This is a genomic window from Acinetobacter lwoffii (genome assembly GCF_024129435.1).
GTDB lineage: Bacteria > Pseudomonadota > Gammaproteobacteria > Pseudomonadales > Moraxellaceae > Acinetobacter > Acinetobacter lwoffii_F.
In genome coordinates this window covers 19,803-38,958 of record NZ_JAMXXN010000013.1, presented here as the reverse complement: position 1 = coordinate 38,958, position 19,156 = coordinate 19,803, and the positions used below count along the sequence as shown (strand labels likewise).

Here is a 19,156-nt window from a genome sequence, read left to right as displayed (position 1 = left end):
GCCTCTCCTTGTGGATGATATCGGTTAAAGCTTATGGGTGTCCGGTTCAATACCTAAACGACGATATTGCTTGAATTTTTCACGACCCAGCTGTTTAGCCGTTTCATGGTTTTCAATGATCTCAATAATGTGACTAAATTTTGTGTAAGGTTCAAGTGCTTCCGGATTAAAATTGAAAATAATCCAGTCGGACTGTTCCGGCAGTGTTGCCGAAATACAGACCGTCGCCCGAGGCTGGTCAATACCATGCGGAATAAAACTCGCGGGATCAAAACTCCACAGGCGTTCATCCAGCTGCTGTTGCAAATCTGTATCGGCACACAATAACCAGATTCGCGCCGGCTGGCGCAGAATCTTACGGCATAAACGACAAGTGCTGTCCACTTGTCGTTCAGGGCTTTTTTCAAATAAATAAAAGCTGACTTTAGCCATTGCTTTGAACGCGACTCGTCAGGAATTGCATCAATAATGGAACTGGACGGCCGGTTGCACCTTTATTGGTACCTGAGTTCCATGCCGTACCTGCAACATCCAGATGTGCCCAGCGATATTCACGGGTAAAACGTTGCAGGAAGCAGGCTGCAGTCACAGAACCAGCTTTTGGACCACCGATATTGCCAATGTCGGCAAATGGTGAATCCAGTTGTTCCTGATAGTCTTCCAGTACCGGCATACGCCATACCCGGTCAAAGGAATGCTGGCCGGCAGCTTCTAGTTCTGCTGCCAGTTTATCATCTGGCGTGAACAGACCCGTTAGTACTGAACCCAAAGCGATCACACACGCACCGGTTAAGGTCGCAATATCAATCACCAAAGCAGGATTAAAACGTTTTACATAGGTCAAGGTATCACATAGGACCAAACGACCTTCGGCATCGGTATTCAGGATTTCAACCGTCTGACCGCTCATGGTCGTTACGATATCACCAGGACGGGTGGCTTTACCTGAAGGCATGTTTTCTGCTGCAGCGATGGTTCCCACCACATGTAGAGGTAAGCGGGCTTCGCACAATGCACGCATTGTACCGAGTACAGAAGCTGCACCGCACATGTCGTATTTCATCTCGTCCATGCCTGCACCTGGTTTAAGGGAAATACCGCCGGTATCAAACGTAATGCCTTTACCCACCAAGACTACCGGTGCTTCGCTACGCTCTGACTGATATTCCATGCTGATAATCCGACCAGGACGCTCTGAACCTTTACTTACCGCAAGGAAGGCGCCCATGCCTAAATCTGCCATTTGCTGTTCATCTAGCACTGTGACTTTAAGTAGGTCTGGATATTCAGCCGCCAAAGCCACCGCCTGTTCTGCAAGATATTCAGGGAAACAGATATTGCCCGGACGGTTGCCCAGGTCACGTGCCAGATTTTGTCCGCTTTGCACTGCTTGTACCAGTTGCAACTGTTCGGTAGTTAAGACGCTATGAGTGGCAATCAGGTCGATCTGCTCGAGCACAAATTCATTCTTCTTGGATTTATATTCATCATAACCATAGCTGGCCTGAGTCAGGAAGAGCGCAAACAGATAATGGAATTCTTGTGGAAGTTGTGTCAGATCTACAGAAATCTGTTTGAATTTTTTTTGAGTGACTTGAATAATAGTTTGCGCGATTTTTGCAAGTTTTGCCGGTTGCAGTTCAGCGACCTTGCCTAAACCAATTAGTGCTGCATGGCTGGACTGGCTCACCTGACCAATCAGGCTCAGGCTTTCCGCCAACGCGGCCTTGAATTGAGAGGCTTCAATTAATGTGTCTAAATTATTGATTTGATAGGTTGCGGTTGTATTCTGAAGTTGTTCTGAGTCAACTAAAATCAACAAAGATTGACTTGATCCATTCTCTGGGAATGACGTATTAATTGTAAGTTTCATATTCTGTTTTCACGCCTGTCTAGATGGGTAAATCATTCAGTCATTGAAACATTTATCCGAATAGATTTTCAATGGGCAGGGCGGCCTAGGTTTTATATTTTTGCTATTCGGGTAAACTAGCACTCGTTTTATGGACCTTATTTTGGAAGAATTAATTTGATTATTCGGCGTTATCTGGTCAAGCAAGTTGTCTCGACATCCTTGGTGGTGATTGCCTTATTGACCTTGATCATGATGGGCGGTCGACTGATCAAGTATTTTGGTGTCGCGGCGCAAGGCCGTCTGGATGCAGGCATTTTATTTAGCATTATTGGCTACCGTTTGCCTGAATTCTTGACCCTGATTCTTCCGCTCGGTTTCTTTATTGGACTGATGCTGGTGTTTGGCCGTTTATATGTCGACCATGAAATGGCCGTGATGAATGGCAGTGGCGTCAGTCGGCATCAATTGGCGCGTCTACTGGTGCCGATGACCCTGGTGTTTTTGATTGCTCAGGCCGGATTGATGCTCTGGGCTGCGCCGTGGGGCATTCGCCAGTTTGAAGCCCTGACCACCAGTCAGGCGGTACGTACCGGCTTTGACCTGGTGCGACCGAAAGAATTTATCTCCTCTGGGCCCTATACCATTTATGCCGGTGACCTGTCAGAAGACCGTAAAAATTTAAAAGATATTTTCTTTTATCAGCGTGCGGAAAAAGAAGGCAAACCGGATGTGATGATTCTGGCGCAGGAAGCCACCCGAATTGAAGTACCGAATGATGCTGCCAATGTGGTCGATCTGGTTAATGGACGCCGTTATGAGATCTATCCGGGTACACCGCAATATACTCAAGCTGAATTTGAAAGCTATCGTCTGCGTTTAGAAAGCGATGAAGAAGCGCAATTTGCCAGTACTGAAGTTGAGGCCTTACCGACCTCGCAATTGTGGCAGAACCGTCAGGATCCTGTGGTGGCCAGTGAGTTGGGCTGGCGGGTGTTTGTTCCTTTTGCGATTCTGATTGCCCTGATTCTGGCTGTGGCCTTGTCTGAAGTGAGTCCACGACAGGGTCGATATCTCAAGTTATTTCCTGCCCTCATGATTTTTGCCAGTCTGATTGTGGCCCTGATGGCAGTGAAGACGCGGATCAGTAAAGAAGAAATGGGCATTTGGGCCTATCCATTGATTCTGATTGCCTATGCAATTGCGGGTGCCTTGTTCTCGCGTAAACAGAAATTAGGCCCGAAAATCAAGAAACAGATTCAGCGAGTGAGGTCTTAACAATGTTGGCACGTCGTATAGTTGCAAAACATGTGACCCAAACCACTGCGCTGGCGATGCTGGGTGCAACCGCGGTATTGGCGGGTTTACAGGTATTATTTACTTATCTGGGTGAGCTTGGTTCGCTCAAAGATGGTTATGGTGCCTGGGATGCCTTGAAATATGTGCTTTGGGGCGCACCAAATTATTTATATGAAATCCTGCCGATTTCTGCACTGATTGGTGCAGTTTTAGGTCTTGGTACATTAGCCTCGAATAGTGAGCTGATTGTGATGCGTTCGGTCGGCGTGAGCTTATGGCGTATTGTCGGGTGGGTGATCCGTTCAGCACTGTTGTTGGTGGTATTGTCATTTGCCCTGAGCGAGTGGGTCATTCCTTATACCAATGAACAGGCCAAAAGCGTAAAAAGTGCCAGTAAAGCCGCTCAGCTCGGTGAAGTTCGTGGTTACTGGACTCGGGAAGGGCAGCGCTTTATTTATATCGATTATGCTAACTCGCAAGGTCAGTTGAAAAATGTGCAGATGCTGGACTTTGACCAGAACTATCGCTTACGCGGTACCTTGCAGGCCGATCAGGGCCAATTCGTCAAAGATGGTTCCTGGACGCTGGACAACACAGAACAGTTCGATATTTTACAAAATGGCAATGCCACACTGGTCAAGCAGCAACAGCAATCTTTAGCGCTGGCATTACAGCCCAAATATGTGCATATGGTGACGATTGATCCTGAAGATTTATCGCCGAGTCAACTGGTTAGTTTCATGAGCTATATGCATGAATACAGCCAAGTGCCGAAAACCTATCAGTTAGCCTTCTGGCAAAAACTCGGCTCGCCTTTTGCCTTGATTGCACTAGTGGTGATTGCCTGTTCATTTATCTTCGGGCCATTACGTCAGCAATCCATGGGTTTCCGTCTGGTGATTGCCTTATTTGCCGGCCTAGGTTTTTTCTATCTGCAGGACTTCCTCGGCTATGCCAGTCTGATTTACGCACCATCTCCGGCCTGGTTCGTGTTTATTCCGATTCTGATCATGTTCGGTATCGGCGGATACTTGCTGCATCGGGCGCGCTAAGGCACAGGAAAATAGAACAAATCAATCATCATGAGAGGCTTAAACCATATATGGGTCATGGCCTCTTTTTATAAACTTCGCTAAAATAGAGCGATTAATTCGTAGACGAACAGAGTATTTCATTATGACGGATGCAACTGCTGGCAAAATCCCTCACGTTTTGGTGATTATGGATGGTGTGGGTCATCGCGAAGCGGTCGAAGACAATGCGTTTTTAGCAGCTAAACGACCAAATTTAACTGCGATACAGGACAAGCATCCGCATGGTTTGATCTCGGGTTCAGGTGAAGATGTTGGCCTGCCAGATGGTCAGATGGGTAACTCTGAAGTCGGACATATGAACCTCGGTGCAGGTCGTGTGCTGTATCAGGACTTTACCCGAATTACCAAAGACATTCGTACTGGCGACTTCTTTGAACATGAAGTGCTGGTCGATGCGGTGGAGAAAGCTAAAGCTACAGGTGGGGCAGTACATTTGCTTGGCCTTTTGTCTGAAGGCGGTGTGCACTCACATGAAGATCATATCGTGGCGATGGCTGAACTGGCCCTGAAACGTGGTGCAAAAGTCTATTTACATGCATTTTTAGATGGCCGTGATACACCCCCTAAAAGCGCACAGCCATCTTTAGAAAAGCTTGATGCCTTATTCGCACAATATCCAGGTCAAGGTCGTATTGCGACTATGATTGGCCGTTATTTTGCCATGGACCGTGACAACCGTTGGGATCGTGTTGAACAGGCCTATCGCTTGTTGACTGAAGGCGAAGCGGTTCGTACGGTTGCCACTGCAGTTGAAGGTCTGGAACAGGCTTACGCAGCCGATGAGTCGGATGAGTTTGTCAAAGCCATTCGTATTGGCGAGCTGGCAAAAATTCAGGATGGCGACAGCGTGGTGTTCATGAACTTCCGCGCTGACCGTGCCCGTGAATTGACCCGCGCATTTGTGGAAAAAGACTTTGCCGGTTTTGAACGTAAAGTGGTGCCAAATCTGGCGAAGTTTGTCATGCTGACGCGTTATCAAGCGACCATTGATGCACCTGTGGCATATATGCCAGAAGCGTTGAAAAACTCGATTGGCGAATACCTGTCTAACTTGGGTAAAACCCAGCTGCGTATCGCGGAAACGGAAAAATATGCACATGTGACCTTCTTCTTCAGTGGCGGTCGTGAAGATGAATATCCGGGTGAGAAACGTATCCTGATTCCATCGCCAAACGTGGCCACTTATGACCTTAAACCGGAAATGAGTGCCTATGAGGTGACTGATGAGCTGGTGGCTGCGATCAATTCAGGTGAATTTGACCTGCTGGTCGTGAACTTTGCCAATGGTGATATGGTCGGTCATACGGGCGTATTCGATGCTGCGGTGAAAGCTGTTGAAGCGGTCGATACCTGTTTGGGTCGGGTTTATGAAGTCGTGATGGCGCAAAAAGGTCATATGATTGTGACTGCCGATCATGGTAACGTAGAGCAGATGCAGGACTATCACAGTGGTCAGGTACATACCCAACATACCACTGAACTGGTTCCATTTATTTATGTCGGTCCAACTCAGGCCACGATCGCAGAAGGCGGTGTACTGGCAGATGTCGCACCGACTTTATTAAGTCTAATGCAAATTCCGGTACCTGCTGAAATGCAAGGTCGTAACCTGATTCAGCTTGATACATAATTTTCGATAAAATTCTAAAAAAGGTCAAAGAATGGCAAGAACACGCTGGAAGTCTGTTGTAATACCATGCTTACTGATGTGTTTGAGTCATTCAGCCTGGGGTGCGGGTTCAAATGAGCCGGCATTCGATGATATGGAAATGGATGGGCAGGTTTATTCTGAAATTCCTGTGGCATCTATTCAGGAATTCGTACAAATTTATGGCATCGTAAAAGACAATTATATTCAAGATAAAAATGACGATGCTTTATTCCAGCAGGCTATTCAAGGTCTGGTCAGTGGCTTAGACCGCTATTCCCGTTATTTGTCGCCTGAAGATTATAAACAGTTGCGTGAATATACCGAAGGCGATCTGGCCAGCATTGATTTCGATCTGCAATTTGACCCGCGGTTGAAGCAATGGGTGGTTCAGGGACTGAGTGCCGATGCAGATTCAGCCAAGCAGGGACTGCGAAATGGCGTCACGGTTTATAAAATTGACGATCAGGTCTTAAGTAGCCTGAATCAGGAACAAGTCCGGCAGTTATTGAGCGGAGCAGTTGGCTCAACGCTCATGATCCAGCTTTCCCCGCAAAGTCCGGCCGTTCGTCTGGTCCGCAATACCAAACTGGATACTGAAATTAAATCGAGCCTGCACAATAATCAGGTTCTGGTTTTACAGGTCAAGGTTTTTCAGCAAGATACTGCCAATGAAATCAAACGTCTAATCGAAAGTTACTCGGATAAACGCTTAAAAGCCGTATTATTTGATCTGCGTAATAACCCGGGAGGCTTATTGTCTGCAGCAGTTGAATCTGCCGATTTATTTTTGAATCAGGGCGTGATTGTCTCGACTAAAAGCCGTGCTGAAGGCAACCAGCAATTTCAGGCCTTGCCGAGTTTTGAGTTCCAGAATCTGAAAGTTGGGGTGCTGATTAACAACCGCTCGGCTTCTGCAGCAGAAGTGTTTACTGCAGCCCTGAAAGAACATAATCGTGCCTGGGTGGTCGGAGAAAAGAGCTATGGCAAAGGCGTAGTACAGAAACTCTTTCCTTTAAGCAATGGTTCAGCCTTACAGATGACCGTATCGCAATACTTTAGCCCGAGTGGCCAGATGATTGAAGGGCGGGGCGTACAGCCGCATTTCAACTATTCGTTTAAGCAGGAAATGCGTGAGGAGAGCTATCTGGAACATGTCACAGACTTGCTGCTCCTGCAAAAATAATTATTCGTCTTCTTCGGTATCCAGTCCGAACTTTTTCAAGCGGTAGCGCAGGGAACGGAACGACATGCCGAGTTTTTTGGCGGCCAGTGTCCGGTTCCAGTGGGTCAGATTCAGCGCATTCAGTAAAATCTCTTTCTCGACCTTTTCCAAATACAGCTCTAAGCCCTCTTCAGGCAGCTTTTTAGGTGCAATCAGGGTTTCGGTCGCAATGATCTCGCTCGTGAGCGTATCCATCTCCTGAGGGCTGTTTAGCGCCTGACGTAGCGGTGCACTCTGTAAATGCTGAAGATCAATCCGCTCTTCATCACTTAAAGTAATCGCGCGTTCCATAATATTACGCAATTCACGTACATTACCTGGATAATATTGTCCCAATAAGAACTCTTTACTGCGTTCGGTCAGTTTTTTATTGGGAATTCCCCATTCCTTACAAATCTTCTGCATAAAGTGTTCAGCCAGTAACAGAATATCCTGGCCGCGTTCACGCAGCGGCGGTAAAGTCAGATCCATTACATGAATACGGAAATATAAATCCTGACGGAATTTGCCTTGTTGCACCAAGGCTTCCAGATCCTGATGGGTGGCACTGATTACACGGAAATCCACATCAATTTCGGTATCTGAACCGAGTGGACGAATACGTTTTTCCTGTACGGCACGTAACAGTTTGACCTGCATGGAAAGCGGTAATTCTGCAATTTCATCCAAAAACAGGCTGCCACCATGGGCAGATTGAATCAGGCCCTGTTTGTCCTGAGCAGCGCCGGTGAAGCTGCCTTTTTTATGTCCAAAGAGTTCACTTTCCATCAACTCAGTCGGAATGGCGCCACAGTTAATCGCAATAAAAGGACCTTCATTACGGTTACTCAGGCGATGGACCAGATTGGCCACGACTTCTTTACCTGTTCCCGATTCACCGGTGATAAAAACCGGTGCTTGTGAGCGGGCAATTTTTTGTAAGGTAATACGTAATTGCTGAATCGGCAGGGATTGTCCAATCAGCATTTTATGTTCGAGTGCATCATTCGGATTATTATGCGAATAATCCACCGGTTTATTCAGGGCTTTTTGTAAGAGCTGTTCCAGATGTTTCTGATTAACCGGTTTGCTGACAAAATCAAAGGCCCCTGCTTTGAGTGCAGCAATGGCGATTTCCATGTTGCCATAGGCGGTCAGAACCGCGACCGGAAGTGCCGGGTAAAGATTGCCAATCCAATCCAGTAACTCCAAACCATTGCCATCGGGTAGGTTAAGGTCGGTCAGACAGGCATCATATTGATGATTGGCAAGGCATTTTTTAGCGTCTTCCAAACGATGGGCAATGTGCGTGCGAATTCCCATGCGCAGCAATGACATTTGCATGAGGGTACATAAATCCTCCTCATCATCCACCAAGAGCACCAGTGGTTGTTGTTCCCCATTCATCTTCCTTGACCCCTTTAAAGCGTAATACGTTGACAGCTGATGCGAAAGCATGCGCCCTGTTCTTGTTGTATATAGTTTAATTGTGCCTGATTTGCTTCGCAAAAACTATGTGATAAATACAATCCTAATCCGGTACCACTAATCGATGTACTAAAAAAGGGTTTAAACAATAAGGCCTGATCATGTACGGCTACGCCAGAGCCAAAATCCCGTACATCAATCCAGACCCGATGTTCATAGGGATGCACATTCAGCTGAATATAGGCTGCATCTGCTGAATTGTGACGAATGGCATTACGAATCAGATTAATCAGGATTTGCCGGAATTGTGCTTCATCAAACTGAATTACCAAAGGGATATCAATATTAAATTGAATCTGATCATGAATATCGGCCAGATCTTCTTGGATAAATAACGGGATAAAATCATTGAGATGAATCGGTATAGGATGGGTTTCTTTATTTTTGACCATATTCAGCGTGTCCTGAATAATCCGGTCAATCCGGGTCGCCTGTCGGCCAATCATCTGCTGGAGTAGCTGTTGCTGTTCAGTTTCCGAGTCCAGATATAAATCATTGGCCTGCACAATGGCCGCCAAGGGGTTACGAATTTCATGGGCAATACTGGCTGAGAGTTGACCCAGTGCAGCAAGTTTAAGTTGCTGCACCTGCTGATTCAGTTTTTTGGCATCCTGTAACACCAGTAGCATTAGAGTCTGATGCGGCACAATCAGTTTTTGCACCTGCACATGAATATTATAGCGACTTTGCTGGGATTCAAACTGAAAGCGCTCACCATTTTCTAGCGTTTCAAAATGGATCAGTTCAAATAAATCTGGCTGTGATTGAGATAAAGTAAATTTCTCATGGCCGTATTTGGACTCAATTCCAAGAAGATTACAGGCGGCAGGATTACTGAGTACCACATGATAGTTTTCATCCAGAACCAGATAACCGGTTTCAATCTGTTCCAGAATATAGCGGTTAATATTCTGTAAGCGATGCAGTTCCAGCGATTGAGAAAAATTCAAATTTTCCAGAATCTGAAAACGGCGCACGGCAATTTGTCCAGTGCCATAAACCACAAAAAACAAAAAGGCCAGCAGGGCGCTATTACTGATATTGCTGAGTGAAGAAAACGCAAAAATACTGCCGATAAAATGCTGATAAATAACACTAATGACTGCAATGAGGGTGACGACCAAGGCCTTTTTTGCATCTAATAATAAAGATGCAGAAAAGATAGTAATCACAAACAGCAGCCCAATTTGCAGATTAGGACCGTCGCTCGCCAAAGTCAGCAAACTTAAAACGCAGACATCGCTAAAGAAAATCATAATCAGCTGCGGCTGGATCAGGCGTCTGATCCATTTCAGCACAAACAGCTGTACGGTATTGATCACAACCCCGATTCCCAGTGCATAATAATACAGCTGCGGGTATTGATAATCGGTGGTGAGTTCGGGGTAGGTCAGCAGAAAAATCAGTAACAAACCGGTGCTGATCAGCAGACGATAAGCGCTGTACCAGATACCGAGATGGTATTGATTCAGTTCAGCATAGTTTTTTTGTTGTGCCATATGCACCGGAAATCGTTAAAAGCTAAGGTTTAATGAGTCCATAGCGCATGGCCAGATGAGTCAGTTTAACATCGCTATCGATATTCAGTTTTTCAAAAATACGGTAACGATAAGTATTCACGGTTTTAACACTCACAAAGAGCTTGTCGGCAATTTCCTGGGCGCTGATACAATTCACGACCATCATCGCGACTTGCATTTCACGTTCTGACAATGCATCAAAAGGCGATTGTTGTGTATCAGAAAGGTAAGAGCTTGCTAACTGTTCCGCAATGTCTGCACTGAAATATTTGCCGCCTTGCATGACTTTGTTAATCGCACGGACCATTTCCGAAATCGGGGCCCCTTTGGTGATATAACCTTTGGCACCGGCTTTCAATAACAGGGACGGATAAGGCTCTTCTGCTAAACCGCTAACCGCCAAAACTTTGGTTTCCGGCGCACTCTGAAGTAGACGGCGCGTGGTTTCTACGCCACCAATGCCCGGCATATTCACATCTAACAAAACTACATCAGGATGATGTTGACGAACTAGAGAGATCGCTTCTTCACCAGATTCAGCTTGTCCAATTACCTGAACCTCCGCATGGTCTTCTAGCATTCTGCAAATTCCAGTACGAACTAATTCATGGTCGTCCACAACTAAAACTGTGATCACCTACGCTCTCCCTCTGTTAAAAAAATCATTTTTTTGTTACATAAAGCAAAATAAGCTTGCAATGAAAGTACAAAATTAGCAATCCTATTCGCAAGATTAAATCTGAAACTTATCACACAGTGTCAAGAACAAAAAATGTTCGGCATTGTGTTTAAATGTAAGGCATATTAGAGGTAATACGCAAATCAATCTTACCTCTGTTAGTTGAGTGAAGGAATAGTGAAGAAAATAAACAAGTCTTTAAGGCATCTACTCGGCCTGTCCGTGTTAATCAGCATGAGCACGACAAGTTTTGCTGAAATCATTATGAATTCTGGCACGGCAGAGGGCGGTTCCAGCATTAGTTGGTCTTCTGAAGAAGTTAACCAGTTAATGAGCGATGATTTTAATGCCTCTGCCAATGAGCCGTCGCCACCCGGTTCAGCCACAGTGACTACCACTTTGCGTCAGGCCGGCACAGCAGCGCCAACAGCAGCCAAACCTGCTTATACTGCGCCACAGATTATTGATACGAATCATTTTAGTAATCAACCTTCTGTCAATGCACGGGCTGCACTGGTCATGGATGCACAAACCGGTGAAGTGCTGTTTAGCAAAAATACCAATACTGCCTATCCGATTGCATCGATTACTAAGCTGATGACAGCGGTGGTGATTTCTGATGCACGTCTGAATATGTCGGAAAAAATCACCCTGCAACAGGCTGATTTTTCCTGTTCAGGTTGTAAAAGCTCAAGCTCGACGCTAAGAGCAGGAGACAGCATGAACCGTGCTGAAGCTTTATTATTTGCTCTGATGAAGTCCGAGAACCCGGCTGCTGCCGCTTTGGCACGAACCTATCCGGGTGGTCGATCAGCGTTTATTGCCAAAATGAATGCAAAAGCTAAAGAGCTGGGAATGAACTCCACTCGCTTTATGGAATCAACAGGTTTGCATCCGGGTAACGTGGCATCAGCTCGTGACTTGGGAATCTTGGTAAATACGGCCTCTCAATACGGCCTGATTCGTCAGTTCTCGACCACGCCAAGCTATGACTTTAACTTGGGTTATCGTGTATTGAAATCGAATAATACCAATGCCTTGGTACGTAATGGCGGATGGAATATCAATATTTCTAAAACCGGTTTTATTAATGAAGCAGGGCGCTGTGTGGTGATGCACACCACTCTGAATAACCGTCCTGTGGCAGTGGTACTTTTAGGTGCAAACAGCTCACAGGCGCGTACCAATGATGCGACCCGTTTAATGAGTTGGGTTAGCCAGCAACCTAAACGAATCTAATTGATTGGTTCATAAAAAAAACCCTGCACTTGCAGGGTTTTTTTAATTCTGGCCGAAATTACATATTCGACAGAATAGAGTCTTTAACTTGAGTCATGGTCGCATCAATCGACAGCATCACAGCATCAGCACATTGCTTGATGGCAGTGTCTGGATCTTTCAGACCGTTACCCGTTACGGTACATACGATCACTGAACCTTCAGCAATTTTACCCGCTTTAATGTCACGGATCGCACCGCCGACAGACGCAGCAGACGCAGGCTCTACGAATACACCTTCATACATAGAAAGCAGACGTTGAGCTTCAAGAATTTCCGCATCAGTCAGTTCATCAAACCAGCCGTTTGAATCACGAACAACCGCTTTAGCATGATTGAAGCTTTGCGGATTGCCGATACGAATCGCAGTTGCAACAGTTTCCGGGTTTTCTACTGGACCGCCACGAAGGAACGGTGCAGCACCAGAGGCTTGGTAACCTGCCATGATTGGCAAGCCAGCCGGTTTAGGACCAGTGAAAGCATCAGTTTCAGCATCGTAAACGACTTGCTCAAATTCTTCTTTCGACTGGTTAGCCACCGCTTCGGTATAACCCATCCAGTGTGCAGTGATGTTACCCGCGTTACCTACAGGCAGGCAGTGATAATCCGGTGCACGACCTAAAGCTTCAACGATTTCATAAGCAATGGTTTTTTGACCTTGCAGGCGGTATGGGTTGATTGAGTTTACAATCGTTACCGGTGCCTGATCGGCAACTTCTTTAACCAGACGCATACCGTCATCGAAGTTACCGCGAATTTGCATGGTGATCGCACCATACATCATCGCTTGAGCCATTTTACCCATGGCAATTTTGCCTTCAGGGATGAGCACGAATGCTTTGATGCCAGCACGCGCAGCATATGCCGCCGCCGCCGCAGAGGTGTTACCAGTAGATGCGCAGATGATGGCTTTAGAGCCTTCTTCAACGGCTTTGGTCACCGCCATAGTCATACCGCGGTCTTTAAATGAACCAGTCGGGTTTAAGCCCTCGTACTTCACATAAATTTCAACATCTTTACCAATAATGCGTGGAATATTCTCAAGCTTGATCAGTGGAGTATTACCTTCACCCAAAGAGATCGCACGAGTAGTTGCAGACACTGGTAAACGGTCGCGATAGCGGTCAACTAAACCAGTATAACGATTGGCATTCGACATGATGATGTTCCAATTGTGTGTAGAGCTTGGCAAGGGGAATCCTCCCCTCAACCCGATTAATTATCAAGCGATTCTAAACGAATTCGTACAATTTCGCCATGAATGACGGGTAATGCTTGAATTTGTGAAAGCGCTGCATCCATTTTTGATTCCTTGACTGGATCAGTCAGAATCACGATAGGAATAAGGTCTTTGGATAAACGCGGTTGCTGCATGATTGCATCAATACTGATGCCGGCACGACTAAGAATCGTGGTGACATCAGCAAGCACGCCCATCTGATCTTCGGCATTAATACGGATGTAATAGCCGGTGGTCATTTGTTCACGACTCAAGATCGGTAAATCACTGAGCGCTTCAAAGGCCAGTTGTGGAATGGTACCTGCGCCGTCTTCTGTGTAAATGATGTCACGAACAATATCGACCACATCGGCAACAACCGCAGAAGCCGTTGGTCCTGCACCTGCGCCAGCGCCATAGTAGAGTGTTGGGCCGACCGCATTGGCTTGTACCAGAACCGCATTTTTTACACCATTCACATTGGCAATCAGCTGGTCATCTGGAATTAAAGTAGGATGAACGCGTAATTCGATTCCGGCGTCTGTGCGGCGTGCAATACCCAAGTGTTTGATACGGAAACCGAGGTCTTCGGCATATTTCACATCTTGTGCAGTGACTTTGCCAATGCCTTCAGTAAAGACTTTGTCAAACTGTAGCGGAATACCAAAGGCACACGAGGCCAGAATGGTGAGCTTGTGAGCCGCATCAATGCCTTCCACGTCAAAAGTTGGATCGGCTTCGGCATAACCCAGTTCTTGAGCTTCTTTCAGCACATCTTCAAAAGCACGGCCTTTTTCACGCATTTCACTGAGAATGAAGTTACCCGTACCGTTAATAATACCGGCCAGCCATTCAATCTTGTTGGCTGCCAGACCTTCACGAATCACTTTAATAATCGGAATACCACCAGCCACTGCCGCTTCATAGGCAATCTGTACGGCATTGTCTTCAGCCGCTTTAAACAGTTCATTCCCATGTTCAGCCAAGAGTGCTTTATTGGCCGTTACAATATGTTTGCCATGTTTCATGGCTTCCATAATAATTTCAAAAGCAGGATGAATTCCGCCCATGACTTCTACCACGACGTCTACATCAGGTTGACGTACGATATCCATCAAGTCGGCACTTTGTTTGACTGATTCTGGTAGATCCAGATCAGGACGTGGACGGCGGGTGCCTACATGGGTAATTTCAATTTCACGACCGGTGCGACGTTTGATCTCAGCAGCATTTTCTTTTAATAGTTTCAAGGCACCACCACCTACAGTACCAAGACCGAGGATTGCCAGACGAACTGGTTTCACGTCACACTCCAAATTAAACAGTTTTTTACAAGAGCCTAGATCATAGCTAAAAAACCCGCCTGACTCTAGGGTCATTTCAGAATATCTTTATCTATAAAATAAAGTTAAATAACGTATTAAAATGAGTTATTTAAGCCGATTCAATAATTCCGATGTAGACAGGTAACCACCCAGATAAGTACCTGCTGAATTATAAATGGCAGGGGTACCATTCACGCCCATATTCAGACCCATTTGATATTGATCTTGAACAGGATTTTCACACTTCTCTGCACTAATCTGTGCGCCTGAAATCGCCTGGTCAAAGGCACTACGGCGGTCAGCACTGCACCAGATCGCTTCCATGGCCGGCATATGCTGTTCACCACGCGGCCAGGCGATATAACGCACTTCAATGCCTTTGGCATTCATCTCATCCATTTGCTCATGGAATTTATGGCAATACGGACAGCTGACATCGGTAAACACATAGACCACATGCTTGGCTTTGCCTTTGGCTGGATAGACCAGCAAGTCTGCTGGCTTGAGTTCAGCAAAGAGTTTATTGTTGATGCCTGCCTGCAGGTTTTCGCTGACATTGTGTAGCTGTTTGTCACCGAGACGGATCACATCGCCCTGAATCAGGTATTTACCGTCACTGGTGACATAGACCGCAGACATGCCTTCCAGACTCACCCAGTACAGGTTTGGCACTTCAGTGGCTTTAATGTCGGTAATTTTGGCACTGATGCCAGCAGTTTTGAAATGCTTTTCCAGCGTAGAAGCCAGACGCTGTTCTGCATTGCGTTCTGTCAGGGTAGAGGCTTCGCCCGTCGCCGGTGCGCTCGCAGTCAACTCTTGCTTTTTATCGTTGTTAGTGGAATTGGAACACGCAGTCAGACCCAAACCAGCAGCAAGTATGCAAGCCATAAAAATTTTTGAGCGGGCAAATGTCATAAAAAACCCTTTTCTTCTTGGATTAAAAACAGAGCATTAGCATAACAAAAAAAAATACCCACACGTCAAACTTCTCAGTTTATTCCATCCGGATATGTTTTAAGCCCGTGGATGATGGGTCGCGTGTAGCTGTTGCATCCGTACTTGCGCTACATGGGTATAAATCTGGGTGGTAGACAGATCACTATGCCCGAGCAGCATCTGTACCACACGTAAGTCTGCGCCATGATTGAGTAAATGCGTCGCAAAGGCATGACGTAAGGTATGCGGTGAAAGTTCGGCCTGAATGCCGGCCTGCAGCGCATAACGCTTAATGGCATACCAGAAATTCTGCCGGCTCATAATGCCGCCATGCTGGGTCAGAAACAGATAATCGGTCGAAGTCTTGTACAGTTGCGGACGGGCTTCGTTCAGATATTTTTCTACCCATTCACAGGCCATTTGCCCCATCGGAACCAGGCGTTCTTTATTGCCTTTACCCACAATACGTAAATAGCCCTGTTTTAAGTTGATCAGTTCCAGACGCAAGTTAATCAGTTCGGTCACCCGGAGTCCGCAGGCATACAATACTTCAAACATGGCTCGATCACGCAGTCCTAATGCCGTGTTGATATTAGGGGCATGAATTAAGGCTTCGACATCTGCTTCGGAGAGATCTTTGGGTAAGGCCCGGCCCAGTTTTGGGGTTTTATGTGCAGCCACCGGATTGTCACTACGCAGTTTTTGCTCGCGCAGAAATTTATAAAATGAACGCAAGGCAGACAGGCAGCGGGCAATCGAACGTGGACTTTTTTGCTGTTTGGTCAGCGCAATCAGTACATCGGAAATATCATCATGATTCCATTCCGGTAGAGGCTTGCTCAGGCATTCTGCACATTGCACCAGATCGGACAAATAGGCATTGCGGGTATGCGGGCTGACCGTTTGCGCAATCAGATAATCACGAAAACCCTGTAAATAACTGAACGCATCAGGAATCTGGACAGGGGCAGGAATACGGGGTTTTTTATTCAGCATAGGGTGAAAGGATCTGATCTGAAAAAGCGATAATCGGGATTGGTATTCTCCACTGTAGTTTAATTTTATGACAGTGTCGATGTGGTATAAGGCTAAATCGAAATGTAATTAATCTTATTTGTTAATTATTCTCATTTGTTTGTATACTGTACAAAATAGTTTAGGAATTTCACGGTGCGTTTGTCTGATTTAAAAGCAAAACAAATTGCCATCATTCGAAAAGTGAGTCGAACAACTGATGGTGAAAGTGCTCTACACGATGTCGTTGCGAGTCGTTTGGAAACTTTAGGCTTTGTACCAGGTACAAAGGTACAAGTCATTACTAAAGGTATTTTTGGTGGAGATCCCATTTTGATTCAAGTTGGATTCACACGTTTTGCTTTGCGTAAATCAGAAGCAGCCAAAATTGAAATCGAACAGGCGGTGTCGGCATGAGTGATACATTACGTATTGCCCTTGTCGGTAACCCTAACTGCGGTAAAACTTCATTATTCAACCACTTAACCGGAACACGCCAAAAAGTCGGTAACTATGCGGGTGTCACGGTTGAACGTAAAGTCGGTACGTTTCAGCTTGCCTCAGGCAAAGCGGTACGGGTACTGGATTTGCCGGGAACTTATAGTCTGGATGCGACCAGTCCGGATGAAGAGATTACCCGCAACGTCGTACAAGGTAAAATTGCGGAAGAGCAGGAGCAGGATGCATTTTTGTGTGTGGTAGATGCCACCAATCTGAAACTGCATTTGGGTCTGGTGCTGGAAATGATTCAGCTGGGTCGTCCGGTGCTGGTTGTGCTGAACATGATGGATGAAGCACGCCGTCGTGGCATGCAGATCAATACTCAGAAGCTGTCTGAGCGACTGGGCGTACCTGTGGTAGAAACGGTGGCTGTGCGCAATTCAGGGATTGAAAACCTGAAAAATGCGTTGGATCAAGGCAAGTATTCTGTACCACAGACTGAGCTCAGCGGCTTGAAAGGTGACAGTCACCAGCGCGTGGAAAACATTCTGAATGACGTGGTCAATTTCGTCGATCAGGAAGATAAACGTACCGATTTCCTCGACAAGATTTTTCTGCATCCGGTACTGGGCTTAATTAGTCTGGCCGTGATGATGTTCGTGATTTTCCAGGCGGTATTTGCCTGGGCTGCGCCGTTTATGGATGGGATTGAATCCTTCTTCGGCTGGTTGGGTGAGTTCCTCGGCGAATATATTTCTCATCCCTTGCTGAATAGTCTGGTGGTAGATGGGATTATTGCCGGTGCAGGCGGAGTAGTCGTATTCCTGCCACAAATTCTGATTTTGTTCTTCTTTATTCTGGTACTGGAAGAATCGGGTTATTTACCGCGTGCAGCATTCTTGCTCGATAAACTGATGTTTAAAGCCGGTTTGTCAGGACGTGCCTTTATTCCGTTATTGTCCAGCTTTGCCTGTGCCATTCCCGGCATTATGGCATCGCGGACCATTAGTGATCCACGAGATCGTTTAACCACGATTTTTGTTGCACCTTTAATGACCTGTTCGGCGCGTTTGCCGGTTTATGCCTTGCTGATTGCGGCATTTGTACCCGCACAAACTGTCTGGGGCTTCCTGAATCTGCAAGGTCTGGTACTTTTCGGTCTGTATATGGCAGGCATCGTAAGTGCTTTGGTAGTGTCTTTTGTGTTGAAATTCTTCCATAAAGATAAATCACAGCACATGCTGCTGATGGAACTGCCAAGCTACCGTTTTCCAGACCTAAAAAACGTCTGGATCGGCTTGCTGGATCGCGGCAAAATCTTCTTGAAACGTGTCGGTGGCATCATCTTCGCCTTATCGATTGTACTGTGGTTCTTGTGTACTTTCCCACAGCCACCAGAAGGGGCAACCTTGCCGGCCATTGATTATTCATTGGCAGGGATGCTCGGTCATCTGATGCAGCCGATCTTTGCACCGCTCGGTTTTAACTGGCAGATCTGTATTGCCCTGATTCCGGCGATGGCAGCGCGTGAAGTGGTCGTTGCAGCACTGGGTACAGTCTATGCGATGTCGGCTGTTGATGAAGATGCGATGTCTGAAGGTCTAGCTGCGCTAATTAGCGGTGGAGGTGATCTGGGCTGGTCAGTTGCGACAGGTTTGTCTTTGCTGGTGTGGTTTATTTATGCACCACATTGTCTGGCGACTCTGGCAACGGTTAAACGTGAAACAGGTTCCTGGAAAACTGTCAGTATCATGACGGTTTACCTGTTTGGTCTGGCATATTTCATGTCATTCCTGACTTATCAAATTGCTTCATATTATTTGGGCTAAATCTTAGATTGGCCTTGGCCAATTGAGTTTGCTGCATTGTATATGTATGGGAGATTGAGATGATTGAAATTCTAATTGTGACAGCATTGGTGCTTTGGAGCATACTGGTCGTATTCAAAAAGGTGTTTCCTAACACCTCTAACTCAGTCTTCCAGAAGCTGTCTGATGCCTGTGCAGCCCAAGGCTGGCAGCGTCTGGCCAAATGGCTGCAACCGGGTATGGCTGCAGGCTGTGGTGGCAACTGTGCCTGTCCAGTTTCAGAAAAAAGTGTAGAAGAAAAACCAGCCCAACAAGCGGTGAAATGGAAATAATTTCCTTTTCTGACTGAAT

Annotated in this window: 17 protein-coding genes; 8 read left to right on the top strand and 9 right to left on the bottom strand. The window is 46.2% G+C overall.

Annotated elements, in window-relative coordinates; all coding sequences use genetic code 11:
- Positions 1-24: 24 nt before the first annotated feature.
- Both NI455_RS09885 and NI455_RS09880 read right to left on the bottom strand, forming a co-directional pair.
- Positions 25-432: a DNA polymerase III subunit chi gene (locus NI455_RS09885; protein ID WP_253113924.1), complete on the bottom strand. Its 408-nt coding sequence runs from the start codon at positions 430-432 to the stop codon at positions 25-27.
- The gene (locus tag NI455_RS09880; RefSeq protein ID WP_253113923.1) at positions 425-1,873 is read right to left on the bottom strand and encodes a leucyl aminopeptidase; all 1,449 of its coding nucleotides are present in this window, start codon (positions 1,871-1,873) and stop codon (positions 425-427) included. The genes NI455_RS09885 and NI455_RS09880 overlap by 8 nt, the downstream gene beginning before the upstream one ends.
- A gap of 156 nt (positions 1,874-2,029) precedes the next feature.
- On the opposite strand from NI455_RS09880, the gene lptF reads away from it, so the two are divergent.
- From lptF to NI455_RS09860, 4 genes are all read left to right on the top strand, one after another.
- Positions 2,030-3,130 (top strand): LPS export ABC transporter permease LptF, encoded by a 1,101-nt coding sequence (lptF, locus tag NI455_RS09875; protein ID WP_004281053.1) that lies wholly within the window; start codon positions 2,030-2,032, stop codon positions 3,128-3,130.
- A gap of 2 nt (positions 3,131-3,132) precedes the next feature.
- Positions 3,133-4,203, top strand: a complete 1,071-nt coding sequence (gene lptG / locus NI455_RS09870) for an LPS export ABC transporter permease LptG (RefSeq protein ID WP_253113921.1) — start codon at positions 3,133-3,135, stop codon at positions 4,201-4,203.
- A gap of 124 nt (positions 4,204-4,327) precedes the next feature.
- The gene (gene gpmI / locus NI455_RS09865) at positions 4,328-5,875 is read left to right on the top strand and encodes a 2,3-bisphosphoglycerate-independent phosphoglycerate mutase (RefSeq protein ID WP_253113920.1); all 1,548 of its coding nucleotides are present in this window, start codon (positions 4,328-4,330) and stop codon (positions 5,873-5,875) included.
- 31 nt (positions 5,876-5,906) lie between these two features.
- Positions 5,907-7,079: a S41 family peptidase gene (locus NI455_RS09860; protein WP_253113919.1), complete on the top strand. Its 1,173-nt coding sequence runs from the start codon at positions 5,907-5,909 to the stop codon at positions 7,077-7,079.
- Here NI455_RS09860 and NI455_RS09855 read toward each other — a convergent pair whose 3' ends face one another.
- From NI455_RS09855 to gacA, 3 genes are read right to left on the bottom strand one after another with little or no spacing between them, the layout of a single operon-like run.
- Positions 7,080-8,504 carry a sigma-54-dependent transcriptional regulator gene (locus tag NI455_RS09855; RefSeq protein WP_253113918.1) on the bottom strand — a complete coding sequence of 475 codons (1,425 nt, stop codon included), beginning with the start codon at positions 8,502-8,504 and terminating at the stop codon, positions 7,080-7,082. It lies immediately after the preceding gene.
- A 14-nt stretch (positions 8,505-8,518) separates the two neighbouring features.
- A complete protein-coding gene (locus NI455_RS09850) occupies positions 8,519-10,084 on the bottom strand; it encodes a sensor histidine kinase (protein ID WP_253113917.1) in 1,566 nt (521 codons plus the stop codon).
- Positions 10,085-10,106: 22 nt separating this feature from the next.
- Positions 10,107-10,742: a response regulator transcription factor GacA gene (gacA, locus tag NI455_RS09845; protein ID WP_004281059.1), complete on the bottom strand. Its 636-nt coding sequence runs from the start codon at positions 10,740-10,742 to the stop codon at positions 10,107-10,109.
- A 219-nt stretch (positions 10,743-10,961) separates the two neighbouring features.
- On the opposite strand from gacA, the gene NI455_RS09840 reads away from it, so the two are divergent.
- The gene (locus tag NI455_RS09840) at positions 10,962-12,023 is read left to right on the top strand and encodes a serine hydrolase (RefSeq protein WP_005248424.1); all 1,062 of its coding nucleotides are present in this window, start codon (positions 10,962-10,964) and stop codon (positions 12,021-12,023) included.
- Between the two features lie 58 nt (positions 12,024-12,081).
- Here the strand turns inward: NI455_RS09840 and thrC are convergent, their stop codons facing one another.
- The 4 genes from thrC to xerD all read right to left on the bottom strand — a co-directional run bounded on the left by thrC (position 12,082) and on the right by xerD (position 16,538).
- On the bottom strand, positions 12,082-13,221 hold the full coding sequence (gene thrC, locus NI455_RS09835) for a threonine synthase (protein WP_005248423.1): 1,140 nt from the start codon (positions 13,219-13,221) through the stop codon (positions 12,082-12,084).
- 56 nt (positions 13,222-13,277) lie between these two features.
- Positions 13,278-14,585, bottom strand: coding sequence for a homoserine dehydrogenase (locus NI455_RS09830; RefSeq protein ID WP_034438395.1), 1,308 nt, complete (start codon positions 14,583-14,585; stop codon positions 13,278-13,280).
- Positions 14,586-14,711: 126 nt separating this feature from the next.
- Positions 14,712-15,521 (bottom strand): DsbC family protein, encoded by an 810-nt coding sequence (locus NI455_RS09825; protein WP_071851139.1) that lies wholly within the window; start codon positions 15,519-15,521, stop codon positions 14,712-14,714.
- A 99-nt stretch (positions 15,522-15,620) separates the two neighbouring features.
- Positions 15,621-16,538, bottom strand: a complete 918-nt coding sequence (xerD, locus tag NI455_RS09820) for a site-specific tyrosine recombinase XerD (protein ID WP_253113915.1) — start codon at positions 16,536-16,538, stop codon at positions 15,621-15,623.
- Positions 16,539-16,712: 174 nt separating this feature from the next.
- Here xerD and NI455_RS09815 point away from each other — a divergent pair, with 174 nt between their 5' ends.
- From NI455_RS09815 to NI455_RS09805, 3 genes are read left to right on the top strand one after another with little or no spacing between them, the layout of a single operon-like run.
- Positions 16,713-16,973 carry a FeoA family protein gene (locus tag NI455_RS09815; protein ID WP_004281065.1) on the top strand — a complete coding sequence of 87 codons (261 nt, stop codon included), beginning with the start codon at positions 16,713-16,715 and terminating at the stop codon, positions 16,971-16,973.
- On the top strand, positions 16,970-18,826 hold the full coding sequence (feoB, locus tag NI455_RS09810; protein ID WP_138743174.1) for a ferrous iron transporter B: 1,857 nt from the start codon (positions 16,970-16,972) through the stop codon (positions 18,824-18,826). The genes NI455_RS09815 and feoB overlap by 4 nt, the downstream gene beginning before the upstream one ends.
- A gap of 59 nt (positions 18,827-18,885) precedes the next feature.
- Positions 18,886-19,137 carry a DUF6587 family protein gene (locus NI455_RS09805; protein WP_253113913.1) on the top strand — a complete coding sequence of 84 codons (252 nt, stop codon included), beginning with the start codon at positions 18,886-18,888 and terminating at the stop codon, positions 19,135-19,137.
- Positions 19,138-19,156 lie beyond the last annotated feature (19 nt).